The following is a 25,231-nucleotide window of genomic DNA, read 5'->3' as shown; positions in this document are numbered from 1 at the left end:
TGGGGTCCCACTAAACAACATACCGCGGGGGAGGGGACAACCAAAAACCAAACCCGCCCCAGGCCCCCCCGGTGGTGCCCTTCCCCCTTCCCTCGGCCCGGCCCACGACGGAGCCCGGTGTCAGGAGCCGGGGGTCAGTCCCTGCGGTACTGCGCGGGCGATCCCTTCGTGTCCTCGTCCTCGTAGGACCCGGCCTTGCCCCGGTCCACATGGAACGTGGTCAGGGTGGTGAGGGGCGAGCGCGGGTCCCGGCGGTCGCCGACGACCCGCATGTGCGCGCTGAACCGCTCCGGCGTCACCTCGTACACGTCGTAGCCGTACCGGTTGCCCTCGAAGTACTTCAGGTGTGGATTGGCCTTGCCCATCAGGGGGCCGTTGGTCGCGTTCCAGTCCGCGGAGTACGCGCCGGAGGTCACCGAGTGCGCGGTGAACTCCGTGCCCAGCAAGGGGGATTCCGGTTCGTCGAAGTCGGTGCGGATGTCGTCGACGAACGCCGAGTGCCAGTCACCGGTGATGACGACCAGGTCCTCCAGACCACTGTCGTGCACGTGCCCGAGGACCTCCTTGCGCTCGGCGAGGAAGCCGTCCCACTGGTCGGTGAACATGTACGAGCCGCCGGGACGGCCCCGGAGCTGGCTCAGCATGATCGAGTTGGCCCATACGTGCCAGGCGTCGGGGGCGCGGTCGACGGTCTTCTTCAGCCACGCCTTCTGCTCGGTGCCCAGGATGGTGCCGTCGGGCAGGTTCTGCGCCGAGCGGTACGAGCGCAGGTCGAGGACGGCGAGCTCCAACAGGTCGCCCCAGCGCCGCACCCGGTGGATCTCCGGGTCGGGCAGCGCGGACCCGCCGAAGGAGTCGCGGTGCGGCATGTGCTCGAACCACGCCTGGTACGCGGCCGCGCGGCGCCGCATGAACGGAGCGCCGCCGCCGGTTCCGCTGTAGTCATTGACGACCTCGTGGTCGTCCCAGGTCAGGAACCACGGGTGGGCGGCGTGTGCCTCGCGCAGCGATTTGTCGCCCTTGTACAGGGCGTGCCGCTTGCGGTAGTCGGCGAGCGTGAGGATCTCCGGGCCGTCGTGGTCCCGCACGTGATCCTCGGGTACGCCGCCGACCTGGCCGTGCTCGTAGATGTAGTCGCCGAGGTGGATGACGAAGTCGACGTTCTCGCGGGCGATGCCGCGATGGGCGGCGTAGAAACCGTCGTGGAACGCCTGGCAGTTGGCGGCCGCGAAGGTGACCTTGGAGACGCGGCCGCGCGGCGCCGTCTTCGTGCGCCCGACACGGCTGGTCCTGCCGAGCGCCTTGAACGCGTACCAGTAGTGGCGGCCCGGAGCGAGGCCGCTCACCGGAACGTGCACGCTGTGGCCGAGCGTCGCCGACGCGGGTGCCGTACCCCGGGCGACGACGTGGCGCAGCCGGGCGTCCTTGGCGACGACCCACTCGACCTCGACGACCTCGGGAAGTCTCTGCTCGGCGGCGAGCGGTTCGGGCGCGAGTCTGGTCCACAGCAGCACGGAGTGCGGCTGCGGGTCACCGGAGGCGACGCCGAGCGTGAAGGGCGCGCGGTCGTACTCGGCACCCAGGTTCTCGGCGGCCTCGCGGGCCTGCGCCGGGGTCAGGCCCGTGGCGAGCGGCCAGGCCAGGCCGAGCGCGCCGGCGGCCGCTGCGGACTTGAGCAGGTCACGTCGGTTGACGGTCATCGGCGGCCTCCGGTGGCGCTGAGGGTGAGGGAAAGGGCGTCCGCGTAGCCGTCGTTGGAGGTGCCGCCGCCGCTGCGCGTGAAGACGAGCAGGACCCGCGCCGAGCGGGCGGAAGGCGGCACGGCTGCCTCGGCGGTGCGCTCCAGGAGCCCGGTCCTGCCCTGCCGGTCGGCCGCGCCGACGGGGCCGAGGACGCTGAGGGCGACCGGGGTGCCTGCGGCGTCGCGGAACTCCACGGAGAGGCGCGCGCCGTCCTCCTGTCCGGCGAAGCCGCCGAGCCAGCCGGCCAGCGTGTAGCGGACCTTGCCCGCGTCGACGGCGCGGCGTCCGGTAGGACCGCTCCTGGGCAGGTCGATGTCCTGCACCAGCGCGGTGCGCGGGCTGTTGCCGCCCGAGAAGAAGCGGCTGCCGCGGTGGGCCGGGCCGGGGTCCGACGCGGTCGGATAGCCGCCGCCGAGGCTGTAGGCGATGAGCGCGGGGGCTCCTTGGGCGACCTTCCAGCCGCGGACCTTCGAGACGGGGTCGGCACTGCCGCCGGACCCGCTCTCCGCGTCGCCGTTGACGACGAGATTCACGCACGCCTCCTGTGATCGGTGAGTTGAGCGCGGTCAGCCCACCAGCCCCGCATGAACCAGGAGAAGCATTCCGGCGAATTCTGTTACCGCCGCACACAGCACTGCATGTGGCCGTCTGCCGCCGGTTCACCGGCTCGCGCGTGCTCCCCGAGCCCAGGCAGCGGCCGGTCAGCGGCCGGTCAGCGGTCAATCAGTTGGCCAGGCAGCGGCCAGTCAGTGGCTTTCGGTGGCGAAGTCGGGGAGTTCGGTGGAGAGCAGTTCCTCGGCGCCGTTGTCGAGCAGCTTCTGCATCTCCTCGGAGCGGGGCCGCATCGTCGCCTCGTAGGCCCGAATGGCTTCGTCGACGGTCGAGTTGTTCGCGAGGGCGAGGGCGAGTTCACAGGCGTCGAGCATGGCGAGGTTGACGCCGACGCCGAGCGGGGGCATGAGGTGGGCCGCGTCGCCCAGCAGGGTGACCGTGGGGTTCTGCTCCCAGGTGTGGGGGACGGGCAGGGCGTGGATCGGGCGGTCGACGTAGCGGCCGTCGTTGTCCGTGAGCAGCTGGCGCATGCGGGGCGACCAGTCGCGGAAGCGGTCCAGGAGGAGGGCGCGGATGCCGTCGGTGTCCTGGACGGTCAGACCGCTCGCGTTGATCCAGTCGGCGGGGACGCGCTGGATGACGTAGACGCGGATGTGGTCGCCGCTGTTGCGCTGGGCGAACAGCCCGCGGTCGCCGTCGGCGGCGGCAGCACCGCCCTGGCCGACGAGCGCGGCGATGTCGGGGTGCCGGTGGTCGACGTCGTGGAACCAGGCTTCGAGGAAGCTGACACCGGTGTACCGGGGGAGGGCCGGGGAGATGGCGCGGCGGACCTTGGACCAGGCGCCGTCGGCGCCGACGACGAGGTCGGCCTCGCTCGTGGTGCCGTCGCCGAAGTGCAGCCGTCGAGGCCCGTGCGCGGGCCCTTCGACGGACCGAAGGGTGTGTCCCCAGCGCACGGTGCCGGGCTCCAGCGAGTCGAGGAGCAGATCGCGCAACCGGCCTCGGTCGATCTCGGGCTTGAAGCGTTCGTCGGCTTCGGGGGTGTGGTGGAAGAGGACCTCGGCGGCCGGGTTCAGCTGGCGCATCTCCTGGCCCTCGGGGCGGGAGAGCCGGAGGAACCCGTCCAGCAGTCCGGCTTCGCGCAGGGCGAGCTGGCCGTTGTCCTCGTGCAGGTCCAGGGTGCCGCCCTGATCGCGGGCGTCGGGCCCGCTCTCGTGGTCGTGCACGGTGACCGCCATGCCGTGCCGCTGGAGGATCCGGGCACAGGTCAGACCTCCGGGACCGGCGCCGATGATGGCGATGCGGGGTGTGGGAGTGGTGGTGTTCATGGCTGGTGCTCCGTTCGTCTTGCACGGCGGTGTGTCGCCGTGCGGGCGTGTTGGACGTGCGGCTGCGGGCTGCGGGGTGCGGGGTGCGGGGTCTGCGCGTGCGGGCGTCAGTTCGCCGCGCGTACCGGGGAGTTGTCCGCGGTGTCCGCACTGTCTGCGGTACGGGCAGGCGCGGGCGGGCCCGCCTTCTTCAGCGGGACCTCGATGACGAAGAGCGCGGCGAGGCAGGCGAGCGCGCACAGGATCGCGGCGATCAGGAAGATGTGGCCCGTGCCGGTGGTGACGCCGTTGACGTAGGCGTTCTTGACGGTGGCGGGCAGCCGGTGCAGGGCGTCGGGTGCGGTGTCGGCGCCGGCGGGCAGGTGGGGCTGGACGGCGCGGGTGAACAGCGACCCGAAGACGGCGACGCCGAGTGACCCGCCCAGGGTGCGGAACAGGTTGACCGAGCTCATCGCGGCGCCCATGTCGCGCAGCGAGACGCTGTTCTGCGCGATGGTGGTGGACATCTGCATCGTGAAACCCAGGCCGACGCCCACGAGGACCATGTACAGGCTGGTCAGCAGGTGTGAGGTGCCGGTGTCCATGGTGGCGAGGAGCCCCAGGCCGGCCGTCAGGCACACGGTGCCGACGACGGGGAAGACCTTGTACCTGCCGGTGGCGGCCATGACCTTTCCCGCGATGGTCGAGACGATCACGACAGGGATCATCATCGGCAGCATCAGCAGCCCGGAGTTGGTGGCGGAGGCGCCCTGGACCGTCTGCTGGAACAGCGGCAGGTACAGGCCCGTGCCGAACATGACCACACCGGCGACGAGGATCATGACCATGGCCAGCGGATAGTTGCGGTGCCCCGTGAACACGCCGAGCGGCATCAGCGGTTCACCGGCACTCCTCTCGACCCGGATGAACGCGGCGAGACCGAGCACGGCGACAGCGCCGAGGCCGAGGATCTGCCAGGAGCCCCACGCGTAGGTGGTGCCCGCCCAGGTGGCGGCCAGCACGATCGCGGTGATGGAGAGGGTGAGCAGGGTGATGCCGGCCCAGTCGGTCTTCGCCTTGATGCGCGTGACGGGGATGTCCAGCATCAGCCAGAGCCACACCAGGGCGACGAGGCCGAGCGGCAGGTTGATGTAGAAGGCCCAGCGCCAGTCGAAGTGACCTGTGACGAACCCGCCGAGGAGCGGGCCGCCGATCGTGCCGATCGCCATGACCGAGGCGGTCATGCCCTGGTACTTGCCGCGCTCGCGCGGCGGCACGAGCGCTCCGATCAGGGCGAAGGCTCCCGCTCCGATGCCGCCGGCGCCGATGCCCTGCACGACGCGGAAGGCGATCAGCTCGCCCATCGACTGCGCGGCTCCGCACAGCGCGGACCCGACGATGAACACGGCGATGGACGCCAGATACACGTGCTTGCGGCCGACCAGGTCGCCGAGCTTGCCCCACACGGGAGTGGTGACGGCGGTGACGAGCGTGTACGCGGTCACCACCCAGGAGATGTGGTCCAGGCCGCCCAGGTCGCCGACGATCGTGGGCATCGCGGTGCTGACGACCATGTTGTCGAGCATCGACAGGAGCATCGCGAGCATGACGCCGAGCAGGACCCAGCGCACGTTCTTCGGTGCGGTCGGTACGGCCGGTGCGTCCAGGACAGCCGGTGCGTCCGGTACAGCCGGTTCGGTGGAGGGGAGGGATGCAGACATGGCTGATCGCTCCTTTCGGGCATGAAGGGAGGGACTGAGAACAGGAAGGGAGGGACGAAGAAGAGGAGGGACGGCGGGGCAGTGGCCCACTGGCCGCTGCTCCAGAAGAGCACACCAACTCACTAAGTGCAACTGTTGCACTTTTGAAGTTGGGCAACCGAAGGGTAGACTCCGGGTATGCCCGAGACAGACACCTCCGCCGCGCAGCCGGCCCCGCCGGGGCGACGCGAACGCAAGAAGGCCGCCACCCGACAGGCCATCGCCGACGCGGCCCTGCGCCTGTTCCTCGAGCGCGGATACGACGACGTGGGCATCCGGGAGATCGCCGACGCCGCCGACGTGTCCACCACCACCCTGTTCAAGCACTTCCCGGTGAAGGAAGCCCTGGTCTTCGACGAGGAAGCGGATCACGAAGCCCAACTGCTCGCCTCCGTACGGGAGCGCCCCGAGGGCCGGTCGATCCCCGCGGCCCTGCGCGAGCACGCGCTGCGCCGCCGCATGGCCGCCGCCGACGGCGACCCCCGCTTCGCCGCCTTCTTCGGCCTGATCAACGCCACCCCGGCACTGCGCGACTACCAACAGGCCATGTGGCTGCGGCACTCCGAGGCCCTGGCCCAGGTCATCGCGGAGGAGAGCGGCCTTCCCGAGGGCGATCCCGCCTGCGCCGCCCTGGCCCACTTCGCCCTGGAGGCCCCCCGCGCCGCCCGTGGTCAAGACGACACCCGGCAGGCCGTCACCCGAGCCTTCGACCTCCTCGAAAAGGGCTGGACCGCCTTGGCCGACGACCGGTGAACGGCGCTCCCTCTCGGCCGCCGGGCGGGGAGTGACATCTCCGCAAGAGGGACGGCTCCCGGCCGTCGCGCGCGTGCGCGGGGTGGCCGGGAGCCGTTCCGTCCCGTGAGCTGTTTCAGGACGGGTGCAGTTCCAGCGACGTGACCTGACTGCCCGCTTCCTCGGCTTGCACCGTGAGCCGATACGCGTCCGTGCGCAGGCGCGGCAGGGCGAGGCGCAGTGGCCCACTCGCGGCGGGGGTGGCGGTGGCGAGCTCGCGCCACCTTCCCTGCCCCGTACGGCCTTCCAGGGTGACGGAGTCCGGCCGAGTGGCGCCGAAGCTGATGCGCGCTGTGGTTGCCGTGGACTTGCGCGGCAGGGTCAGGGTGAGCCGTCCCTGCGGGTCCGCGGTGGTCCAGGCCGTGGCGCCGCTCCCGTCGACCGCGGCTTCGGCGTAGCCGCCGGCCGTCTCGCTGTCGGCGCGCACCGACCGGCAGCCGGCCAGATCGTCGGTCGGGATGAGATCGGGGCGGCGGGTCGTGGTGGTCAGGGGCCTGCCGGAGCTCAGCCGGTGCTCACCGTCGCGCAGTCGCACGGTCAGCGGCGCACCGTCGTCGAGCGTGATCCGGGTGTGGCGGGCGCCCAGGGCGACCGTGATCCGGCGGCCCTGCCAGTGCAGTCCGCGCAGGGTGACGCCGCCCGCGAGTGAGGGGGTGAGCATCGGGTCCAGGCGCAGCACCTCGTGGTCCCAGCGCAGCCCTGCGAGGCCGTAGGGGAAGGTCTGCAGAAACCCGCCGGCGCCGGTCAGGAACGTGAAGGCGGGCTCTGCGGCGTTGTCCCCGGCCTTGTCGCCCCGCGCCTCGGAGAACTGCTAGAACGGAGCCTTGGCGAACGGGCGCCAGGACCGGTCGAGATAGGTGTCCGTCTGGCAGCCGGGGGCGCCGAGCTGAGCGGCGATCACCGCGTGCACCGAGTCCGTCATCGCCGGCCCGTCCGGATCGGTGACCGGCGCGTAGCGGTCCAGGTCGGCCTGCGCGCCCTTGCCCTTGACCAGGTCGTAGGGGTAGGTGAGCAGCACCGTGTCGGCCTGCTTGATCTTGCGGCCGTCGTATCCGGCGTACTCGGGGTGCGAGCCATCGGCATCGGTCGGCAGGACGAGCCCGTCGGCGATGCGGGCCCACTCGGCCGGTGCCTCATCGCCCAGCAGCCGCGCCGCGGTGGCCGCGTTACGCAAGGACACCGCCGCGCCGCCGTTGGTGAGGGCGTGGTCGTCGACGTGTGAGGCGTACTCGTCGGCTCCGGAAACGCGGTCCACGTGGTAGGCACCCTTGTCGTCGCGGCGTACCCGGCCCGCCCAGTAGGTGGCGATCTCCTTCAGGACGGGGTAGCCGCGCTCACGCAGCCACTTCTTGTCGCCGGTGGCCTGGAAGAACTGCCACTGCGCGAGGGCGATTTCGTTCTGCAGATGGTCCTGGTAGTCGACGCAGGGGCCGACGCCGCTGCACAGCCCGGACGGCCCCGCCGTCCAGGGCCAGACGGCGCCCTTGCGGTCGACCGATGCGGCGTTGCGCCGTGCCTGGTCCAGGGTGTGGAAGCGGTAGTCGACCACGCTGCGGGCGAGTTCGGGGTGCAGGGCGAGCAGCGTGGGGAACATCCAGGTGTCGGCGTCCCAGTACACCTGCCCCGCATACGTCTCGGCGCTCAGTCCCGACGGGCTCAAGCTCCCCCGCTGGCCTGCGCGTACGCTCGAATACAGGCTGTACAAGGCAGAGTTGACGGTCGCCGCGCGTGTCGGGGAGCCGGACGTCTCGATGCGAGGCTCCCACAGGTCCGCCCAAGCGGCTTCGTGCTCGCGGAGGAGCCGTGGCCATCCGGTACGGGACGCCTCGCGGACCGCGCTGCGGGCCTGCCCGGTCTGGCCGGCCACACCGACGTACTTGACGAACTCGTAGGTGTGGCCCGCCTGTACGTCGACCGTGAGTTTCTGGCCCGCGGTGGTCCTGGTGGCCAAGGTGTCGCCGCGGGGCAGGATGGCGTGACTGGCGCTGACGGGGGTGCCGGGCGCCGGCGTCAGGGTGGCCGCTTCGGTCCGGCGGCGGTCGGTGCCTTCGGCGCGGACGGTGACCTCGAAGGTGCCCTTGGCGCTGTCGGCGGCGCGGTCGTCGGCCACGGCCCTACGGGTGCCGGCCCCGTCGAGCAGCGCGCTGACGTCCAGGCTCCCTGACCAGCCGGGGGTGATGCGGGCGCGAACCATGCCGAGCGCGGCACGTGAGCGATGGCTGAGCACATCGAACTCGACGCCCGTGGGCCGGTTCGCCTCGGGGGTCCAGGTGAACGCGGTGGAGACCGCGGCCCGGCGCATGTCCAGGGTCTGACGGTAGTCGCTGATCGTCGAGGGCGCCGCGTTCGGGGTGAGCGTGTGGCCTCCGACGCCGACGGTCAGCGTTGACCAGCTGGGTACGGCGGCGATGAATTCGTCGTCGTCCTTGGTGCGGTGATAGAAGCCCGCGGCGAAGGCGCCGGCGTACCGCTGTTCGTACAGTGGCCAGCCCGTCCTGCCCATGTCGCCCTGGTAGCCGGTACCGGTGGCCGGGATGCGCTGGCCCAGGTAGCCGTTGCCGACGAACGGCTGGCGCCGGTAGTCGGCGGGCGCGTACGTGCGGGTGGTGAGCGTCGTCGGTGACGTTCCGTCGGAGCCGGATGGGAACCGCGTGGTCGGCATCGCGGCGGCACCGGCGGGCAGGAGAGCCAGACTCAGGCAGAGGGAGGTGGCGAGCGTGAGGGGCTTGCGCAGCCGTTGGAGGCCAGCCGTGAATGTGGTGGGCACGACATTCGAGGATTCGGGGTGCCGACTGGTCACGGCCATGGACTGGCGTGCCGGCCTCTTGGACGCAAGTGAGGGGATGCGCGCCGCGCTCGGTGGTCGGTGTGACGGCACGGCACGGCTGGCGTGGCCGGTCACGCCGGGGAAAGCGTCGTCGCGCCGGCGGTCACCGTCACCGGCAACCTCGGCCACATCCCCACGCGCCTCCCGGTCATCTCCTGATTCCTCCTGCTGCGCCGCCAGCGCCCCGACGCGCGCCGCCCCATCGACCTGCCCCGCATCCTCGTCCCCCTGGCCCGGGCCCTTGTGGTGTCCCGGGCCGCGCCCCTCGCCGTCGGTGTCACGGGGTTCTCGATCGACTCGTGGCGGAGCCGGGGTGAGGTGGCCGTGAGGCAGCGGTGGCAGGGGCGTCGACGCGGACGCGGGAAGCTCCTCCTCGCCGAGCCGGCGTCGACCGGATGTGCGCCGCCCTGTGCCTCAACTTCCGTCCGTGCGCCGCGGAGGCTCCCTCTGCGCATGCAGTGCGCCCCCACAGGGAGGTTCGCACCGCACCGAACGGGGTGATAACGCTTGAGTTACGAAATCGGTCATCGAGTTGATGAAGGGATTCAGCGTGGTATCTCAAACAATCCTGGAAGCGGGTCGGCTGTCCGCCATCGTGAAGATCCTCGACCGGGCAGGCGGCCACCTGAGCGCCGCGGTGCACGATCACACCCTGGCGCCCGCACTCCCCGACGCCACGGAAACCTCCGCCCTCCAGGCGCTCCTCGACCTTTCGCGCTGCGCCGCGCACGACCTGACATGCGCCGTCCAGCATGCGGGCAGCGGCGATCTGAGCCGAGCCAAGGCCCACCTGGAGGCGGCGCGCACCGCCTCGGACAAGCACGTCGTGCCCACCACGGACATGCCCGTACCGCTCCCTGCGGGCGTACGGACCGCGCTTCAACTCATGCGCGGCATAACGGGGTTCTTCAGCGCGGAAACCGAGGACGCCCTCGTCCGCGCCCTGAACCTCACGTCCGCACCGACTGCGTGACGAAGGGCCCCCTCCTGCCGTCCGCAGGGAGGTTCGCATGACACCGTGTGCCGGCCGCCGCCCGGCTGCCTGTCGCCAGGGTCTGCTGCCGGTCGGCAGATTCGGCCCGAACCGCGGCGCCCGCGGAAGCAGTTCGACGGAGTGATCCCAGGCCCTGTGCCGGACGCTTCGTCGTCCGGCACAGGGTTCTAGAGCCCGAGCTTGAACCCGTCGTGGCTGCGGACGAAGCCGAGCCCGGCATAGAAGCGGTGAGCGTCATCGCGCTGCTTGTTGCTCGTCAGCTGGACGAGCTCGCAGCCGCGCTCGCGTGCCCGACCGATCACACGCTCCATCAAGATGCGGCCCAGCCCGCAGCCTCGCCGGTCCGCGCGAATCCGTACCGCTTCAATCAGGGCCCGGTCGGTGCCCCCTCTGCCGAGCCCTGGGATGTACGTAGCCTGCAGGCATCCCACCACGATCCCGTTCTCACCCTGGCCGTGGGCTTCCTCCACCAGGACCAATATCTCGTTGCGTGGGTCCGCTTCGATCGCCGCGAAGGCGCTCTCGTACGCCTCCGTGACCACGACCGTCGCCGGATCCACCGCCCGCTCCTCGTCAGCGATCAGAGCGAGCACCACGGGCAGGTCGGCGCGCGTCGCGGGACGCAACGCGAGAACGGGAACAGGGACGGGCTCGGCAGACATGGCCCGACTTTAACCGAGCCTTCACGCGAGGTCGCCAATCCGCCCGCCACGTAGGTCGTGATCGCCGCACGCGCCCACGTCTTCCCTCCTCCACGCCCCACCGCCTGCACGAACCGGCCCTGGCGGGTATCTCATGGGGCGACGGGGCCAAGCCGAGCGACCGTTCGGCGACGGAGCGTCGGCGGTGGGTGCCGCATGTCCCGGAAGAATGTTCAAGCGGACGGTGTGACCGAGCGCCACACCCCGAACCACTGCTCGGCGTCGAATTCCTCGAACCGCTCCACCTCGGTGAACCCCAGCTTCTCGGCCAGCCGCACCGAGCGGATGTTGGCGGTCTGGGTACAGAGCACCACTGGTTCGCCGGGGAGTACGCCGACGAACCAGTCGAGTGCCGCCGCGCACGCCTCGGCGGCGTACCCGTGTCCCCATGCCTGCGGCAGGAACATGTATCCGAGTTCGGGCTCCCCGGCGTCCGGACGGACGTGCCCCGGACGCTCCGCGTCACGTCGGTCGAGCGAGACCGTGCCGATCATCGCCCCGTCGACGTCGACCACGAAAACGCCGGGCCGGTACCCGGGTAGCTCAGGCATCGCGCCTTCGAGCTCGTCGCGTGACCGAGGGGCGCCGAGGTAGGTGTGCGCCTCCGGTGAGGCGAACAGCTCGATGAACGCCGCACGGTCCCGGGCCTCGGACACGCGGAGCACGAGCCGTTCGGTCCGTATCGGAGCAGGTGGCCATGTGACGGTTCCCAGTTCAGCCATGGCGGGCAACCTATCGCAGCGCAGCCGATCACCTGTGTCGTACCGCGGCGTCGTACGGCTCGCGTGGAACGGTTCGGTTCAGCGCTGTCTCACTACCCGTATTGCCGTATCTCGCTGCGAGGAGCTGTTCTCCATGGTGCGTCGTGTTCTGGTGCGTCGTGTGCGCGTGCTGCTGGCGGTGGCCCTGCCGCTGGTCGCGGGCGCGCCGCTGTCGGCCGCTCCGGCCTCCGCCGTGATCGGTGGATCGAAGAGCACCTACGGCCCGTGGGCGGTACGCATGCTCGTCGACGGAAAACCGGAGTGCACCGGGACAGCTGTCTCACGCCAGTGGATCATCAGTGCCTCGCACTGCTTCTTCGATCAGGCGCAGCCGGTCTCGGACAGGCGCATCTCCTTCCGGGTCGGCAACCTCGACATGCGCAAAGGCGACACGGTTCGCCCGGTGCCCGGCAAGCGGGTGGGAAGTGCGGACGCCGACATGATGCTCGTCAAGGTCGCGCCGATGAAGGTCCGCCCGGCCCGCCTGGTCACGGCCCCCGTCCGCCCCGGCCAGGCGGTGCGGGTGTACGGGTGGGGCGCCACCTGCGCCGGGGACGAGAACGCCTGCCAGTCTCCCGTGCTCAAGCAGTCGGACCTGCGGGTCGTACGACCGGACGACCGCCGGTGCGAGGGACACACCGCTCCCGGCGGCTCGGACTTCTGCATGGAGAAGGTCTCCGGGATTCCGGCCGGTGGCGACTCCGGGGGCCCGGTGATGAGCGTCGGCCCGCGAGGCACCGAACGTCTCGTCGGAGTCTTCGACGGCTCCGACCGGGAGGAGATCGCCGAGGCCGGGGAGATCTCCCGGCAGCTCTCGTGGATCCACTCGGTCATTCGGCGGTAGCGCGGAGGCGGCCGTTCTGTCTGGCCGCAGTCCCTGCGGCGACGGCCGGGTTCGGCGCGCGGAGGCATGGGACCGATGACTCTGGGTGAGTAACACCCCACGTATACAACGTAGTTGCCCTCTGGCGCACGGAGAGGTCGACAGGGCATGCTGGGAGTACGCGGTGCGACACGGTGTCGCCCGGACCCGTCATGGGGTTCGACCGCAGGGAGTGGTGGACATGGCTGCGTACTTTCGGCGCATGAGCGCCTCCGCGCACGGGAAGTGACCCCGGCCGACCGGGCCAACCCCAGACGCAGCCCTGCCCCTGACCATTGAAGCCGAACGTCCCGGCGCTGTCGTGCCGTTGGAACTCCTTCAATGCCAGACGCGTCTCCGTTGGCCAGTCGGCTTTCCGGATCACCGGCTTTCCGGCGTTCCGGTTCTCGCCCCAGCCCCGCCAGCTCTGGCCTGCCGACGGAGGAACGCCATGACCACCATCCTGACTCAACTCGCTGCCGGAACCCCTCAGATCCTGCTCGCCGTCGTCATCGTGATCGCTGTGACGTTCCTGGTCGCCCTGGCCATCGCGGTCCGCGGCACCGCCCCGGAACAACGCGCGACGGTCTTACGCGCCTTCGCCCAGATCCTTCCCGTTCGCCGGAGATAGGCCGTGCGGCGGCGCTATGGCGGCCCCGCCGCTTGATGGCGGGGCCGCCTTGCGAACAGACTGCACGGGCGAAAGACGCCTCATGAGGTGCGCGCGTGGTGGGGGAGAGGTGGTCACCGTATGAGCAGGCCGTCGCACGGCACGCTGCATCACATCGAACTGTGGGTGCCGGACCTCCCCCGTGCGCTCGCCTCGCTCGGCTGGCTGCTGCTGGAGCTGGGACACGTTCCCTTCCAGAGCTGGGAAGGCGGACGCAGCTGGCAGCTCGGGCCGACGTACGTGGTCGTCGAGCAGTCACCGTCCCTGACCGCCGCACGGCACGATCGCCACCGCCCGGGCCTGAACCACCTGGCCTTCCACGTCGAGGACGCCGGCACGGTCGACAAGCTGGTGGCCGACGCCGCCCACCACGGCTGGCAGCTGATGTTCCCCCAACGTCACCCCTACGCCGGAGGCAGCGGGCACTACGCGGCCTACCTGGAGAACGACGACGGCTTCGAAGTGGAGCTTGTCGCGATCGACTCATGAGTTGTCTGCGGCCGGGCCACGATGGCGCCATGGATTCGTTGTTCACCAGTCTTCCAGCGGAGATCTGGACCGTCCGGTACGACGGTTCACGCTTCCCGGGTTCTGCCGCCGTGGCCGCCCGGCCGGGCCTGGCCTCGGGGGCCAACTGCCAGCTGTTCGCATACGAGGTGCTCAGACACTTCGGTCTGGCCCCTCCGGTCCTGCGGTCCGCGGAGCTCTGGAGCGACACGGAAGCCACAGTCCACGTGTCGCACCCGCGCCCCCTCGACCTGCTCCTGTTCAACACGACCGCTGATGCCTTCGGCGCCCATGTCGCCGTCTGCGTCGGAGACGACGCACTGCTCCACCTCTGCGCCGAAGTCGGGCATCCCGCGGTGTGGCGACAGGCGGACTTCGCGGTGCGCGAGCGGTACGGGGTACGAGTGGGTGCCAAGAGAGTGACCACGCGCCGCTGAGTTCGACCTCCCTGTCCGTAGGTCTCAGGGACGGCCTTCGCCGCGCGGTACGGGGTGGGAGAAGCTGCCACCACGCGGTACGAGCCGTCGGCGGTGACAGCCCAGTCGCTTCCTCCGCTCGCCGCAGCGACGACGACGGCGGGAGCGACCACGGCCAATGTCACGTCGATCCTGTCCGGGGCGCGAAGGTCGAGCTGGTGCCACGAGTGCCCCGGCGAGCTGCCGGGGCGTCCAAGGGCCGGGCAGTTGCGTCACCGAGTCCGGTCGGACCTCGCTTGCGGCCTGCTGGAGTCAGGCATCGGCCCGCATGTGTTCCCGCGCCCATTCCTCGAAGTCGGTGAGTGGAATGCCGAGGTCCCGGGCGTACTGCGGGCGGCCCGGCTGGCCGGCCACGTTCAGCCACTCGTGCGAGGCGCCCATCTTCGGCATTCCCGCGGCGAGTGCCTGCTGCTCGGTCATGTCCGGCGCGGGCAGACGCGTGCCCAGGGCCCGGGAGAGGATCTCGGCGATCTCCGTCATCGACAGATAGTCGCTCGCCAGCTCCAACTCGACGCCGTTGAACCGGTCCGGCGCGGTGATGGCCGCCGCTGCGGCCCTGCCGATGTCCTCCACCGCGACCAGCGACAGTCGGGTGCCGGGGTTCAGGACGCTCACCAGGCCGCCCTCGACGCCACGCGGGAACAGGAACGCCATGGACGGGAGGAAGTTCTCCATGAAGAAGCCCGGCTTGAGGAGCGTCCAGTGAGGGAAGCCCGCGGCGCGGACCCGGTCCTGGATCGCGGTCTTGGCACCCAGGGTCGGCTCCATCGAGGCCCAACGGCCCTCGGCCCAGCCGGGCACTTCGGTGTGCCGGCCGGCGCCGGTGACGGACGTGTGCACGAACTGCGTCACTCCGGCGGCCTTCGCGCCCTCGATGAGGTTGACGCCCTGAGTCGTCTCCCCTTCGAAGTCGAAGCCGTCCGCCGACATGGCGGGCATCTGCACGGAGAAGACGGCGCGGGCGCCCTCGGCGGCCCGGACCACGGAATCGCGGTCGTGGAGATCGCCGGCGACCAGTTCGACGCCGAGCGCCTCGACGGCCTTGGCGCGGTCGGCGGCCGGGTCGCGCACCAGGGCGCGGACGGGAACGCCCGCCGCACGCAGGGCGCGGGCGGTGGCACCGCCCTGCCTGCCGGTGGCGCCGGTGACCAGGACGGGCGCGGAATCTGCGGACATGGTGCTCCTCGGGTGAGTGTCCAATCGAGTGCCCCGTAAACGGCGGGGCCCGCCGTTTCTGCGTCGGTACGATATGGCGGGCCCCGCCACTTGGCAACCATGGAGGTGACGCCATGCCCGACCGCCAGCGCGCCGACGCCAGGCGCAACTACACGCGCATCCTCGCCGTGGCCGAGGAAGAGGTCGCTGCCCACGGCGCCGACGCCTCCCTGGAACAGATCGCCCGCACCGCGGGGGTGGGCTCTGCGACCGTGCGCCGGCACTTCCCCACCCGCCAGGCCCTGTTGGAAGCGGTCTCCCGGAAACGGATCGAGGTCCTGTGCGTCCGCGCCCGCGACCTGACCGGCACGGGCGACAGCCGCGACGCGCTCTTGGAATGGCTGACCGACGTCGTCGCCTACTGCGTCGCCGCCCGAGGCCTGGCCGCCGTCCTGACCTACGACGGCGCCGGGTCGGAGCCGGTGCACGAGAACGCGTGCTCGGCGGCGCTGGAAGAAGCGGCGGAGCCGCTGCTCCACCGCGCCGCGCAGGACGGCGCGGTGGCCACAGGTGTCACCGTCGCGGACCTGATCACGCTGGCCGTCGGCATCGTCCTGGCCACGGAGCACCACCCGGACCCGGCCGCTCAAGCCGACCGGCTGTTCCGGCTGGCCGTGGCGGGACTGAGCCCACGGAGCTGAACCAAGCGTGTGGGGCATACACCGGGACACTGTTCTGTGCCCCTTCGGTTCCGCGGAGCTGCCCCTGGGTCTCTGGAGCCGTGTGAGCCTGGAGCCTCAATGTGGAACGGTCGGTTCGCCGATCTCCGAGCGTGACCAACTCGGAGCGTCAAAGGCAGGCAAGGAGATACCTATGAAGTCGTGGCGTACTCGTATCGGTGTCGGACTCGCTGTCGGGGTGGCCGCGGTCGCCATTCCGCTGACCAGCACCACTGCGTTCGCCGCCGATCCGCCCGGGGCCGGCTGGGTTCCCGTCGGCGCCGAGGCCTACCCCTCGAAGGCGGCGTGCGAAGCGTCGGAGCTTCCGAACGCCCACCAGAACGGCTACAACGAGGTGTGGTGCGACGACAGCAAGCACATCATGCCCATCTACTACCGCTGACATCGCACACCGCTGAGCGGTGGCCGCGCGGCGGGCATGTGTCCCGCTGACGTGGAGCCGAGAACGGCTGCTGCCCCTGGCGCATCACGCCGGGGGCAGCAGCCCTCCGCTCCACGTGGCTATTCGTTGATGGCCTCGATGCCCTGGGCCTTGAGCGCTTCCAGGTGTTCCAGCATGTGCTGGAGAACCTCGGGCGGGTGCCCCTGCCAGTCCCGGACCTCCGCGACGACACGGAGCGCCTCGCGCGTGCGGTAGGACCGGGTGGGATTGCCCGGGAACCGCTTGTCCGTCAGATTCGGATCGTCCTCGAAGGAGCCGGTGGGCTCGACCAGGTAGATCCGCTGGCGCCCCTCGCCCGCGGCCAGCTCGGCTCCCCAGACGGCGGCGTCCAGCGTGGCGGTCAAGTAGATGAAGTTGGCCGTGTCGCGCTTGCCGTAGTTGGAGCCGTAACCCGGCTCCAGCAGCGCCCCGACGGCCACGTCGGCCTTCGTTCCGTGGAAGAAGGGGCCGGGGTCATCGCTGCCCCAGCGAATCGGCGGGTTCACCATGCGCTCCCTGAAAAGTAACGGTCCGGGACACGCTATCTCGCGGGGCGTGAGAGACACGGGGACCGGAGAGCGCCACGCCTCAGCCGGCCACCCTCGTGCCTCCTGAGTCAGAGGGCCTGCCATGCGTCCTTGTTGATGCCCAGGTCTTCGCGGGCTCGCTCGTGGTAGGTGTTCAGACGTTCGTGAAGGTCGCCGACCACAGGCGGGGGTTCGTGGGTGCGCGCATGCTTCACCATCTCCCACAGGCCCTGGTTGACCTGATGGGCTGCCTCTATAGCGGGAGGATCTGCCAGCATCAGCAGCGCTTCGAAGAGCGCCGAGCGTCTGAGCTCGGCTTCTTCCATCGTGGCTATGAACCCCTTGTGGGCGTCCGACCCTTCCTCCGCCAGCCGCGCGTGTTTCGAGGCGTCAGCTGCTTCCTTCACGCAGGCGGCGTATTCGATGTACGTGTTGAGCTTTCGCTCGTCCCAGCGGGTTGCCATCGTGCGTCGGTACTTGGAGCGTTCGGCCATGGCGACGGACAGGTACGACGTCAGGGCGCCGATCAGCACACCGGCCAGCGTCACTATCTGAGTGATCATGGCTGCGACCGTATCGCCCGAGAACGCGGGGGAGCCCGCTTCCAGGAGGGTGCGACTTCACAGCCTGTTGCCGACCAGGTACGCGGACGGATCGCCGGCCGTGCCGTTCGATCGTGGCGCTCTTTTCGTGATGTTCTTCGCGGAGTCAGGCGGGGGTGCGGGGTGGAAACGTCTGGTGCGAGGCCGAGTTGGCCCGCACCTCCTCCGAATCTCGGTGAGAAGTCCGTGGTGCTTGCGAGTCGGCCTCGTGGTACGACATGGCACAGGTTGTAAATGCCGTCCAGAGGTGTCCAGCCAGTCCAATGCCGACACGTTTTTCCAGTTCTGGTCGCCAGTGAGCGTGGTGTCCGGGGGGTCTGTGACTCGCAGGTGACTGGCGTGACTGACGAAGCCCCGCCGGAGGACGTCCGGCGGGGCTTCGTCGTGGCGTGGGTCAGGATGACGTGGTGACCGCATCGGGGGCTCGGTTGTACTCGGGCTCGCCGCTCTCCAGGACGCGCAGGAGGGACGCGGTGACAACTCGGGCTGCTCGACCGATCACCAGCATGCGGCAGGGGAGATCGCCTCTCCGTACGAGGTCGTACCCTTTTGATCGCGATATTCCAAACGCTTGGACCGCGGCCTCGACGCTCGCGGTTCCGCTCCATGTGGTGCAGATGCGGGCGGGGCTGAACGCGTCGTGCTGTATTTCGCTGCATTGGCTGGTCATTCGTGTCGGTCGCGCCTTTCGTGTATGTCCTTTTGCCGGACAGGGTGAAGCGCGTATGGGTCCTTCCGTCACGCGGACCATCGGGGTCCCCTGGAACTGACCGGGATGCGCCCGCAGGTGGTCGGCGCAGGATCAATGATCCGAAGGAAGGCCGGTTTCGGTAACCGGGGATTGCCCGCTATGGTGCCTCGCTCGCCGACGAGTGATGTCCAGTTGATTAAGCGTCACGTCGAGCGGGTGTGCGCGAATGTGTTGAGGGCCGTCGGCCATGCAAGCGAGAGCGGGGGCGTGCACGTTCGCACGCATGGTGCGAGCAAGCGCGCGGTGTTGGAGCATCTGTTCTTGAAGGCATCCCGCGCCTCAGTCCTGTCCGTCACATCGAGAGGTTATGAGTCACGTCGTCCTGCGTCGATCAGGTTGGCCGGGCCATCGGACGGGACCGGAAGATCTAGATTCAGGCCGTGAGTTGGTATCGGTGCCGGTCGGGGGCGGAGTAGAGGCGTTCGTGTTCGCGGGGCACGAGCTGGAGGCGGGCGGTGTGGTACTTGAGCGCGACCTTTCCGGAGGTGGTGCGGCAGGGCGAGCCCACCGGAACCTGGCAGGTGGACATCGGGCAGGCGTACGACTCGACGAGCCGGTAGGGATCGGTGATCACGTCGGGATCGTTTCAGGAGTACGTTTCACGTGCCAAGGGGAAGGAAACGACCCGTGAAACGAACTGGCCTGCGGCGATACCGTCAGCGTCCGGTGTTGAAACGGGGACCACTTATGAATCGCCGACTGTGTCGGAGCCGAGGGGGTCAGGGGTTGTTCAGGTAGGTGAGAACGGCGAGGACACGGCGGTTGTTGGTGTCGTCATCGGAGATGCCGAGTTTGCCGAACATGGAGGTCGTGTATTTGCTGATGGCGCTTTCGCTGAGGAAGAGCCGCCGGCCGATGGCCTGATTGGACAATCCTTCGGCCATGAGGCCGAGCACGGAGTGTTCGCGTTCGGTGAGCCGTTCGAGCCGTCGATGCGAGGACCCGCTGGACAGCAACTTGGCGATGACGGCCGGGTCCATGGCGGTCCCGCCACCGGCGACGCGTTCCAGGGCATCGATGAACTGATCGGCGTCGAAGACGCTCTCTTTGAGGAAGTAGCCAATGCCGCCGGCGCCGTCGGCCAGGAGTTCGCGGGCGTACAGCTGCTCGACGTACTGGGAAAGGATGAGGACCGGCAGTCCGGGCAGTTCGCTGCGGGCGGCAAGAGCGGCGCGCAGGCCCTCATCCGACTGGGTCGGCGGCATGCGGACGTCGATGACGGCAACGTCCGGCCGCCACGTCAGCAGTGCCTCAAGCGTCTGGGGTCCGGTGGCTGCCGTCGCCACCACCTGGTGCCCGCACGCCTCGATGAGGCGAACCATTCCGTCACGCAGGAGGTAGAGGTCTTCGGCTACTACGATTCGCATGGCACCATCATCCTCACCCGGGTCGGGCCGCCTGCCGGGCTGGTGATCTCCAGGGTGCCGTCGAAGACCGCGAGCCGGCGACGCAGCCCCGCAAGTCCGCCGTCGGCTCGCACGCCAACTCCGCCGCGGCCGTCGTCCTCGACATCGATGACGATGCCGGTGTCGTCCTGGGTGATGGAGATCCGGGCCAGGGTCGCACGGGCGTGCTTGACCGCGTTGGTCAGCAGTTCGGCGATGGCGAAGTACAGGGCAGACTCGATCGGCGGGTCCAGGCGGAGCCGAAGGTCGGCGTTGACAGCTGCTTCGAGCGGGCTGTCCAGGGCAAGAGCGCGAACGGCATCGACGAGCCCGCGGTCGTTCAGCACGGGCGGGTTGATTCCCTGAACCAGCTCGCGGAGCTCGGTCAGTGACGCCGTGGCACCAGCCCGCGCTTCCCGCATCAGCGTCCTGGCCTGGTCAGGGTCGGTTTCCATCAGCTTCTCCGCAGTCGCCAAAGAGAGCCCGAGCCCGACCAGGCGGGCCTGCGCCCCGTCGTGCAAGTCCCGCTCGATCCGGCGGATCTCGGCGGCCTGAGCGGCCGTCGCATCCGCGCGCTGGGCGGTCAGTTCGTCCACACGGTCCGCCAACGCCGTAGCGGGTGACGGGCGTAGGAAGCGGACGGCCACTGGCACGACGCACCGCCAGGCATACGGGGCACTAGCGAAGGCCACAACCAGGCCGAGCACCCCGACGACGCGCGCAGTGGACTCCGGCTGGCCGAGCTCGAGGACCGCCACGGCCACCCCGGCCGGCGGAAGGGACGCGACCACGCCCGCAGTGAGCGGCGCAACTGCCGTGAACCTCAGATCGCGCCAGTTGGCGGGATCCCTCCACCGGACCCGCCACTTCTGATCCAAGAGGGCGTCGCGGCGGGTGCGCTCGTAACTGAAGCCGTTCCACCAGTACCCGGTGGACATCCGCGTCACCGGCCCGGCCTCCCGGTATCCGGCGGGGATGACGGTGGCCGTCCACTTCGTGACGAGGAAGCGGACCGTCCGGCAGACCGGGCGGGACAGGGAGAGCGTGCCCCCGCACACCAACACGACCGGCGCGACCCACGACCATGGGTTTCCCGCCCCCCACCAGATCCCCAGCGCCACGGCGGCTGCCCACAAGGCCGGGACCAGCATGCTGATGGCCGCCACGGCGCACGCCCGTACGAACCCCACGCCGGCCCGCGCCAGCCACGAACCCAGCTGTCTCATGTTTCTTCCTTTGCTTTCCGTTCGGTGCTTCTACTGTGCACCGCGCGGGGCCCGCTACCGCCCTGGTCAGCCGGGGAGTAGGGCTATCCCCACCTACCCGTGCGTCCAGACGGATACCGCGTCGGTCGAGCGCTTCGTAGCGTCGGTGAGCATGGAATCCAACATCCACACCCCGCCCTCGGCCGGCCACCACGACCATGCCCACACCCGACGAGCCTTCAACACGGCGAAGAGCAGCATCAAGGTTTACGGCGTACTCAGCGCCGTCGCCCTCCTGGCGGTCATCGTGGTGTCGAGAAGCGGTCATATGGTGAACACGTTCATGTGGGTCCGGGCAGTCCTGCTGCCTGTAGTCGCTGTCCTGATCTACAGGATGACCGTCTCCGCTTCCCGGGGATCCCGAAGGGCCTTCGAGCGCGTGAGCGCCCTCGCGGTGATCATGCCGATCGCGATCATCGGTGTCGACCTGATCCCAGGTGTCTGCCCGCCGTGGTACGCGGTGATGCAGGTCGTCTGCATGCTGCCCATCATCCAAGTCGCGTTCATCATCCGTGGCTCTGCACTGCGCACCGCCTTCCCCAAGTCACGCTGACCTCGCAGGTGCCCGTGGAGGAGGTCACACATCTCGATCAGCCCGGCCGTCGCTCGGCCGGGCTCCGCATCCAGGTGCAGCTGCCCCCTGACGGAAAGCAGGTGCAGGCCTCCATCGCCCGCTCGTGTGTCATGTAACTGGTGGACTTCCTCGGACCGCACATAGTCATGCCGTGCTCAACGACAGCCACAGCCCAGGGTGCAGGCATGGCCGCCGAGCACGGCAGGCACAGCGGCCGTGGGTCAGATGCGCAACGGTCATCGCGACCTCAAGGAGCAAGCTCAGCCGGGGACGGCGCGTCATCGGTGCCACCTGCGCGGGCGGTCATCGGCGCCACCTGCGCGGGCAAGGGGCCAGTTCATCAGGCCGGCCGCTCCGTCCCGTTGGGGGGATCACCCCACCCCGTGGGTACAGGTGGCTCCCTGGGGGGTCGGGGTGCAGGCTGTAGTGAGTAGAGGCGGCACAGACTCTAGCGTCTGACGGTGTGACACATATACATCCCAGAGCAGAGAAATACCCCGTCAGAACAGCCCGGCCGGACCGGTATGCGGTGGCTTCGGCCCTGACATCGGCTGTGTTGACGGTCGCCGCTCCCAGTGCGAACGCCTCGAGCGGTTCTATCGCCTCGGCTGCGGCACCCGAGCCCAGCGCGCCCACCGGGTGCGAGGCGGCGGCACGTGGAGCATTCACCGCGTCCTTGGACACCCTCGTCACCCGGCACGGGAGCGCGGTTACGGCCGCCGCGCTGGCCGACCCCGAGTGCGGCCGCCGAGGGACGGGTCGAGCTGGACGCTCCGGTCGAGCGGTGTCTGCCGGGGCTGATCCGGGGCAACGGCTGCGACGGGCGGAAGTTCACCGTACGGCAGCTGCTCCAGCGCACCAGTGGCCTTCCCGACTACGTCGAGGCTATTGCCGACAAACGACCCGTGGACGAGTGGCGCTACCGCCACTTCGAGCCGCGTGACCTGATCGCGACCGCGGCGCCGGCTCGCCGAGATGAAGCGCACCGTTCCCGCCGACCCCGACCGGGCTGTGGTCCGGCGCCCGCTACGGGCCGGGCCTGGTCTCGTCGCCACTGAAGTGCGGCGGTACGTGGTGGGGACACGGCAGGACCGTGCCCGGCGGACACCGCGCGCGGTGCGCTCGGCCCCGGCGGCCGCAGCATCGCCATCGCCCTCCACCAGGTCCCCGACACCGACAAGGCCGAGGCCGACTTCCGCTCCGTCGTGGACGGCGCCTTCCGCCCCACCAACCGCACCCACTCGTTCCAGGAGAAGACCGCGTGACCCTGCTCACCACCACCGCCCGCCGTGCTTCGGCCGCGGGCCTCGCCCTCACCGCCGCCCTCACCGCGACTCCCGCCCTGGCCACGGCCACCGGCACGGCCGCGAGTACCAGCTCGGCCACGAGCAGCGCCCGGACCGGCCTCGACCGCTACTACAACCAGCGTCCGGGCTGGGGCAGTTGTGCCAAGGGGCCCGACGACGCGATGGGCCGCGACCTGGACAATGCCGGCGTGCAGTGCGCCGACATACTCGTACCGCTGGACTACGCCGACCCCCGGGGTCGTACGATCACTGTCGCGATATCCCGGCTCAAGGCCACCGACACACGCCACCGCATCGGCTCGATCCTGCTCAACAACGGCGGCCCCGGCGGGCCCGCCGTCCAGTCCCCGCCGGACGTGCGCAAAATGATGAAGAAGACCGGGCCGCGCTACGACATCATCGGCTTCGACCCGCGCTTCGTAGGCCGCAGCACCCCGCTGGACTGCGGCTGGCCCGTCGGCACCGACATCCGCTCGGCCGGTCTCAGCCGGGGGAGTTTCGAGCGCCAGGTCGCCTTCAAGAAGGGCCTGGCCGACAAGTGCCGCGCCACCAGCGGCTCCGTCCTGCCGCACGTCAGCACCCGCAACACGGCCCGCGACATGGACGTCATCAGGGGCGCGCTCGGCGAACGCAAGATCTCCTACCTGGGGTACTCGTACGGCAGTTACCTCGGCACCGTCTACACCCAGATGTTTCCCGGCACATACGACCGCTTCGTCCTCGACGGGGCGATCGCCCCGGCCGACTACGGTCCCCGGCTGCTGAAGGGCTCCGAGCGCGAGAACGAGCGGGCTCTCTCCGACTGGGCGGCCTGGGCAGCGAAGCGCCACGCCACCTACGGCCTTGGCAGCACCCGCGCCGCGGTGCTCGCCACCCTCGACCGCATCGTCGCGGCGTCCGCGCGCAGCCCGCTGGCCGTCGGTACGGGCGCCAGCACCTTCCAACTCGACGACACCCAGGTGCCGTTCCTCTTCGTCGCGGGGAACTCGGACGACACCCCCGAAGCGCGGGCCTCGTTCGCCGAGCAGGTCTCCGTACTTGCCAAGGCGGCGGAAGGACAGCCCACCGAACTGTCGCCCGATTTCGCCGCCGCGCTGAAGTCCGCCCTGACCGGCGGGTCGCCGAATTCCGGCGTGCAGGCCACGATCATCTGCGGCGACAAGCCCGCTCCTCGCGACCCCGAAACGTACTGGAAGGACATCCAGCGCAGCCGGGCCGAGCACCCGATCATGGGTCCGGTAGTCAACAACATCAGTACCTGTGCCTTCCTGGACGCGCCCCGTGAGCAGCCCACCGAAGTGCGCCGCGACGCCAAGACGCTGATCGTCGCCGCCACCGGTGACACCCGCACCACCTACCGCAGCAGCCTCGACCTGCACAAGCAGCTGCCGAGCTCCAAACTGCTCACCCTCAAGGGCGCCAATCGCCACGCCCTCTACGGGCTCTACGGCAACGACTGCGTGGACAACAAGGTCAACACCTACCTGGCCACCGGCAAGCTGCCGAAGAAGGACGAGACCTGCGTCAAGCGGGCCGACTAGGCCGTTTCGTTCGGATCATCTGATCGTTGGTCCGGGTGTGCCGTTAAGCGACGCGCAGTGGGCGCGGATCGAGCCGTTGTTGCCGGACCGGACGCCTCGGCGGGGTGGGCGGTGGCGGGATCACCGTGAGGTGATCGATGCGATCGCCTTCAAGTTTCAGACGGGGTCTCAGTGGGTCCATCTGCCGGAGAAGTACGGCAACTGGCGCGGGGTGTACAACCGGCTGCGGATGTGGGCGGTGGACGGCACCTGGGAGCGGGTCTTCACCGCGCTGATGGCACAGGCTGACGCGGATGAGGACCTGAACTGGGCAGTCTCGGTGGACTCCACGATCGTGCGCGCGCATCAGCACGCGGCCGGGGCCCGTAAAAAGGGGTCCCGGCCGGCGAGCCGCACGACCATGCCATCGGCCGGTCCCGCGGAGGACTGACCACGAAGATCCACCTGGCGTCCGACGACCGCTGCAGGCCGATGGCCTTCGTGCTGACCGCCGGGCAAGCCGGTGACGCACCCGCATTCCCCGACGTCATGGCCCGCCTGCGCGTCCCCTGCCCGCGCGGGCGACCCCGCACCCGGCCCAATGTGGTCCTGGCCGACAAGGCGTACTCCTCCCGCGCCATCCGCGACCACCTCCGCAGACGCGGCATCCGAGCGGTCATCCCCGTCCCGGCCGACCAGCGCGGCCACCGACTCCGCCGCGGCAGCCGCGGCGGCAGACCGCCGGGCTTCGACCGTGATGCCTACAAGCAGCACAACACCGTCGAGTGGTGCATCAACCGCTTGAAGCAGTGGCGCGGCCTCGCCACGAGATACGACAAGACCGCGACCATCTACCTCGCCGGGCTCCACCTCGCCGGCATCTTCATCTGGTCCGCCCGATGATCCAAACGAAACGCCCTAGGCGCTGTCCGGGCGATCTTGTGGGCTCGCGTGGTCGCTCGCATCAGTGGGGTAGGTGCTCTGTGGTGCGAAGACACGCCGTTGGTTCTGTTGGCCAAGTGGCAGCGGAGGA

At 69.7% G+C, this 25,231-nt stretch carries 26 protein-coding genes; 12 read left to right on the top strand and 14 right to left on the bottom strand.

What is annotated here, in order from left to right; all coding sequences use genetic code 11:
* Window positions 1-134: 134 nt before the first annotated feature.
* The 4 genes from ACZ592_RS35250 to ACZ592_RS35235 form a co-directional block, all read right to left on the bottom strand.
* Window positions 135-1,700: an alkaline phosphatase D family protein gene (locus ACZ592_RS35250; protein WP_471585790.1), complete on the bottom strand. Its 1,566-nt coding sequence runs from the start codon at window positions 1,698-1,700 to the stop codon at window positions 135-137.
* Entirely contained in the window at window positions 1,697-2,275 is a 579-nt protein-coding gene (locus ACZ592_RS35245; RefSeq protein WP_471585789.1) for a phosphoesterase, read from the bottom strand. The genes ACZ592_RS35250 and ACZ592_RS35245 overlap by 4 nt, the downstream gene beginning before the upstream one ends.
* A 213-nt stretch (window positions 2,276-2,488) precedes the next feature.
* Complete coding sequence (locus ACZ592_RS35240; protein WP_471585788.1) at window positions 2,489-3,622, bottom strand: FAD-dependent oxidoreductase; 1,134 nt, start codon at window positions 3,620-3,622, stop codon at window positions 2,489-2,491.
* A gap of 107 nt (window positions 3,623-3,729) precedes the next feature.
* Entirely contained in the window at window positions 3,730-5,322 is a 1,593-nt protein-coding gene (locus ACZ592_RS35235) for an MDR family MFS transporter (RefSeq protein ID WP_471585787.1), read from the bottom strand.
* 177 nt (window positions 5,323-5,499) lie between these two features.
* Here ACZ592_RS35235 and ACZ592_RS35230 point away from each other — a divergent pair, with 177 nt between their 5' ends.
* On the top strand, window positions 5,500-6,114 hold the full coding sequence (locus ACZ592_RS35230; protein ID WP_471585786.1) for a TetR/AcrR family transcriptional regulator: 615 nt from the start codon (window positions 5,500-5,502) through the stop codon (window positions 6,112-6,114).
* Between the two features lie 115 nt (window positions 6,115-6,229).
* Here the strand turns inward: ACZ592_RS35230 and ACZ592_RS35225 are convergent, their stop codons facing one another.
* Both ACZ592_RS35225 and ACZ592_RS35220 read right to left on the bottom strand, forming a co-directional pair.
* On the bottom strand, window positions 6,230-6,850 hold the full coding sequence (locus ACZ592_RS35225; protein WP_471585825.1) for a glycosyl hydrolase family 65 domain-containing protein: 621 nt from the start codon (window positions 6,848-6,850) through the stop codon (window positions 6,230-6,232).
* Between the two features lie 114 nt (window positions 6,851-6,964).
* Window positions 6,965-8,920: a glycoside hydrolase family 65 protein gene (locus ACZ592_RS35220; protein WP_471585785.1), complete on the bottom strand. Its 1,956-nt coding sequence runs from the start codon at window positions 8,918-8,920 to the stop codon at window positions 6,965-6,967.
* Window positions 8,921-9,530: 610 nt separating this feature from the next.
* Here ACZ592_RS35220 and ACZ592_RS35215 point away from each other — a divergent pair.
* Window positions 9,531-9,953, top strand: a complete 423-nt coding sequence (locus ACZ592_RS35215; RefSeq protein WP_471585784.1) for a hypothetical protein — start codon at window positions 9,531-9,533, stop codon at window positions 9,951-9,953.
* A 188-nt stretch (window positions 9,954-10,141) separates the two neighbouring features.
* Here the strand turns inward: ACZ592_RS35215 and ACZ592_RS35210 are convergent, their stop codons facing one another.
* Both ACZ592_RS35210 and ACZ592_RS35205 read right to left on the bottom strand, forming a co-directional pair.
* The gene (locus ACZ592_RS35210; RefSeq protein ID WP_471585783.1) at window positions 10,142-10,636 is read right to left on the bottom strand and encodes a GNAT family N-acetyltransferase; all 495 of its coding nucleotides are present in this window, start codon (window positions 10,634-10,636) and stop codon (window positions 10,142-10,144) included.
* 212 nt (window positions 10,637-10,848) lie between these two features.
* A complete protein-coding gene (locus ACZ592_RS35205; RefSeq protein ID WP_471585782.1) occupies window positions 10,849-11,397 on the bottom strand; it encodes a GNAT family N-acetyltransferase in 549 nt (182 codons plus the stop codon).
* Between the two features lie 133 nt (window positions 11,398-11,530).
* On the opposite strand from ACZ592_RS35205, the gene ACZ592_RS35200 reads away from it, so the two are divergent.
* From ACZ592_RS35200 to ACZ592_RS35185, 4 genes are all read left to right on the top strand, one after another.
* Window positions 11,531-12,280 carry a S1 family peptidase gene (locus tag ACZ592_RS35200; RefSeq protein ID WP_471585781.1) on the top strand — a complete coding sequence of 250 codons (750 nt, stop codon included), beginning with the start codon at window positions 11,531-11,533 and terminating at the stop codon, window positions 12,278-12,280.
* Window positions 12,281-12,749: 469 nt separating this feature from the next.
* Entirely contained in the window at window positions 12,750-12,929 is a 180-nt protein-coding gene (locus tag ACZ592_RS35195; protein WP_471585780.1) for a hypothetical protein, read from the top strand.
* 120 nt (window positions 12,930-13,049) lie between these two features.
* The gene (locus ACZ592_RS35190; RefSeq protein WP_471585779.1) at window positions 13,050-13,457 is read left to right on the top strand and encodes a VOC family protein; all 408 of its coding nucleotides are present in this window, start codon (window positions 13,050-13,052) and stop codon (window positions 13,455-13,457) included.
* A 29-nt stretch (window positions 13,458-13,486) separates the two neighbouring features.
* Window positions 13,487-13,912 carry an NlpC/P60 family protein gene (locus tag ACZ592_RS35185; protein ID WP_471585778.1) on the top strand — a complete coding sequence of 142 codons (426 nt, stop codon included), beginning with the start codon at window positions 13,487-13,489 and terminating at the stop codon, window positions 13,910-13,912.
* A 291-nt stretch (window positions 13,913-14,203) separates the two neighbouring features.
* Here the strand turns inward: ACZ592_RS35185 and ACZ592_RS35180 are convergent, their stop codons facing one another.
* Window positions 14,204-15,127 carry an NmrA/HSCARG family protein gene (locus ACZ592_RS35180; RefSeq protein WP_471585777.1) on the bottom strand — a complete coding sequence of 308 codons (924 nt, stop codon included), beginning with the start codon at window positions 15,125-15,127 and terminating at the stop codon, window positions 14,204-14,206.
* 113 nt (window positions 15,128-15,240) lie between these two features.
* On the opposite strand from ACZ592_RS35180, the gene ACZ592_RS35175 reads away from it, so the two are divergent.
* Both ACZ592_RS35175 and ACZ592_RS35170 read left to right on the top strand, forming a co-directional pair.
* Window positions 15,241-15,807 carry a TetR/AcrR family transcriptional regulator gene (locus ACZ592_RS35175; protein ID WP_471585776.1) on the top strand — a complete coding sequence of 189 codons (567 nt, stop codon included), beginning with the start codon at window positions 15,241-15,243 and terminating at the stop codon, window positions 15,805-15,807.
* 172 nt (window positions 15,808-15,979) lie between these two features.
* Window positions 15,980-16,228: a hypothetical protein gene (locus ACZ592_RS35170; RefSeq protein ID WP_471585775.1), complete on the top strand. Its 249-nt coding sequence runs from the start codon at window positions 15,980-15,982 to the stop codon at window positions 16,226-16,228.
* Between the two features lie 119 nt (window positions 16,229-16,347).
* Here the strand turns inward: ACZ592_RS35170 and arr are convergent, their stop codons facing one another.
* The 5 genes from arr to ACZ592_RS35145 all read right to left on the bottom strand — a co-directional run bounded on the left by arr (window position 16,348) and on the right by ACZ592_RS35145 (window position 20,758).
* Window positions 16,348-16,776 (bottom strand): NAD(+)--rifampin ADP-ribosyltransferase, encoded by a 429-nt coding sequence (arr, locus tag ACZ592_RS35165; RefSeq protein ID WP_471585774.1) that lies wholly within the window; start codon window positions 16,774-16,776, stop codon window positions 16,348-16,350.
* Between the two features lie 107 nt (window positions 16,777-16,883).
* Window positions 16,884-17,357: a hypothetical protein gene (locus tag ACZ592_RS35160; RefSeq protein ID WP_471585773.1), complete on the bottom strand. Its 474-nt coding sequence runs from the start codon at window positions 17,355-17,357 to the stop codon at window positions 16,884-16,886.
* Window positions 17,358-18,520: 1,163 nt separating this feature from the next.
* Window positions 18,521-18,721 (bottom strand): zinc finger domain-containing protein, encoded by a 201-nt coding sequence (locus tag ACZ592_RS35155; RefSeq protein ID WP_471585772.1) that lies wholly within the window; start codon window positions 18,719-18,721, stop codon window positions 18,521-18,523.
* 145 nt (window positions 18,722-18,866) lie between these two features.
* Window positions 18,867-19,514, bottom strand: a complete 648-nt coding sequence (locus tag ACZ592_RS35150; RefSeq protein ID WP_471585771.1) for a response regulator transcription factor — start codon at window positions 19,512-19,514, stop codon at window positions 18,867-18,869.
* Window positions 19,502-20,758 carry a sensor histidine kinase gene (locus ACZ592_RS35145; protein WP_471585770.1) on the bottom strand — a complete coding sequence of 419 codons (1,257 nt, stop codon included), beginning with the start codon at window positions 20,756-20,758 and terminating at the stop codon, window positions 19,502-19,504. Before ACZ592_RS35145 ends, ACZ592_RS35150 begins: the two co-directional genes overlap by 13 nt.
* Window positions 20,759-20,909: 151 nt before the next feature.
* Here ACZ592_RS35145 and ACZ592_RS35140 point away from each other — a divergent pair, with 151 nt between their 5' ends.
* The 4 genes from ACZ592_RS35140 to ACZ592_RS35125 all read left to right on the top strand — a co-directional run bounded on the left by ACZ592_RS35140 (window position 20,910) and on the right by ACZ592_RS35125 (window position 25,101).
* Complete coding sequence (locus ACZ592_RS35140) at window positions 20,910-21,350, top strand: hypothetical protein (protein WP_471585769.1); 441 nt, start codon at window positions 20,910-20,912, stop codon at window positions 21,348-21,350.
* Between the two features lie 596 nt (window positions 21,351-21,946).
* The gene (locus ACZ592_RS35135; protein ID WP_471585768.1) at window positions 21,947-22,429 is read left to right on the top strand and encodes a serine hydrolase; all 483 of its coding nucleotides are present in this window, start codon (window positions 21,947-21,949) and stop codon (window positions 22,427-22,429) included.
* 203 nt (window positions 22,430-22,632) lie between these two features.
* The gene (locus tag ACZ592_RS35130; protein ID WP_471585767.1) at window positions 22,633-24,219 is read left to right on the top strand and encodes an alpha/beta fold hydrolase; all 1,587 of its coding nucleotides are present in this window, start codon (window positions 22,633-22,635) and stop codon (window positions 24,217-24,219) included.
* Window positions 24,220-24,241: 22 nt separating this feature from the next.
* Window positions 24,242-25,101, top strand: a protein-coding gene (locus tag ACZ592_RS35125; RefSeq protein WP_471585824.1) for an IS5 family transposase whose coding sequence is annotated in 2 segments (ribosomal slippage) — window positions 24,242-24,599 and window positions 24,599-25,101 — 861 coding nt in all. Because the reading frame shifts where the segments join, the coding sequence is not laid out codon by codon here.
* The last annotated feature ends 130 nt before the right edge of the window (window positions 25,102-25,231 follow it).

It is taken from the genome of Streptomyces sp. NPDC040622 (genome assembly GCF_055593965.1).
Note: the sequence above shows the minus strand (reverse complement) of the source record. Positions and strands in the feature narration are given on the sequence as shown.

Coding starts and splice junctions, on each gene's coding strand:
- ACZ592_RS35250 (WP_471585790.1), bottom strand. CDS start 1,700: ATGACCGTCAACCGACGTGACCTGCTCAAGTCCGCAGCGGCCGCCGGC.
- ACZ592_RS35240 (WP_471585788.1), bottom strand. CDS start 3,622: ATGAACACCACCACTCCCACACCCCGCATCGCCATCATCGGCGCCGGT.
- ACZ592_RS35235 (WP_471585787.1), bottom strand. CDS start 5,322: ATGTCTGCATCCCTCCCCTCCACCGAACCGGCTGTACCGGACGCACCG.
- ACZ592_RS35230 (WP_471585786.1), top strand. CDS start 5,500: ATGCCCGAGACAGACACCTCCGCCGCGCAGCCGGCCCCGCCGGGGCGA.
- ACZ592_RS35210 (WP_471585783.1), bottom strand. CDS start 10,636: ATGTCTGCCGAGCCCGTCCCTGTTCCCGTTCTCGCGTTGCGTCCCGCG.
- ACZ592_RS35205 (WP_471585782.1), bottom strand. CDS start 11,397: ATGGCTGAACTGGGAACCGTCACATGGCCACCTGCTCCGATACGGACC.
- ACZ592_RS35200 (WP_471585781.1), top strand. CDS start 11,531: ATGGTGCGTCGTGTTCTGGTGCGTCGTGTGCGCGTGCTGCTGGCGGTG.
- ACZ592_RS35195 (WP_471585780.1), top strand. CDS start 12,750: ATGACCACCATCCTGACTCAACTCGCTGCCGGAACCCCTCAGATCCTG.
- ACZ592_RS35190 (WP_471585779.1), top strand. CDS start 13,050: ATGAGCAGGCCGTCGCACGGCACGCTGCATCACATCGAACTGTGGGTG.
- ACZ592_RS35185 (WP_471585778.1), top strand. CDS start 13,487: ATGGATTCGTTGTTCACCAGTCTTCCAGCGGAGATCTGGACCGTCCGG.
- ACZ592_RS35180 (WP_471585777.1), bottom strand. CDS start 15,127: ATGTCCGCAGATTCCGCGCCCGTCCTGGTCACCGGCGCCACCGGCAGG.
- ACZ592_RS35175 (WP_471585776.1), top strand. CDS start 15,241: ATGCCCGACCGCCAGCGCGCCGACGCCAGGCGCAACTACACGCGCATC.
- ACZ592_RS35170 (WP_471585775.1), top strand. CDS start 15,980: ATGAAGTCGTGGCGTACTCGTATCGGTGTCGGACTCGCTGTCGGGGTG.
- arr (WP_471585774.1), bottom strand. CDS start 16,776: ATGGTGAACCCGCCGATTCGCTGGGGCAGCGATGACCCCGGCCCCTTC.
- ACZ592_RS35160 (WP_471585773.1), bottom strand. CDS start 17,357: ATGATCACTCAGATAGTGACGCTGGCCGGTGTGCTGATCGGCGCCCTG.
- ACZ592_RS35150 (WP_471585771.1), bottom strand. CDS start 19,514: ATGCGAATCGTAGTAGCCGAAGACCTCTACCTCCTGCGTGACGGAATG.
- ACZ592_RS35145 (WP_471585770.1), bottom strand. CDS start 20,758: ATGAGACAGCTGGGTTCGTGGCTGGCGCGGGCCGGCGTGGGGTTCGTA.
- ACZ592_RS35140 (WP_471585769.1), top strand. CDS start 20,910: ATGGAATCCAACATCCACACCCCGCCCTCGGCCGGCCACCACGACCAT.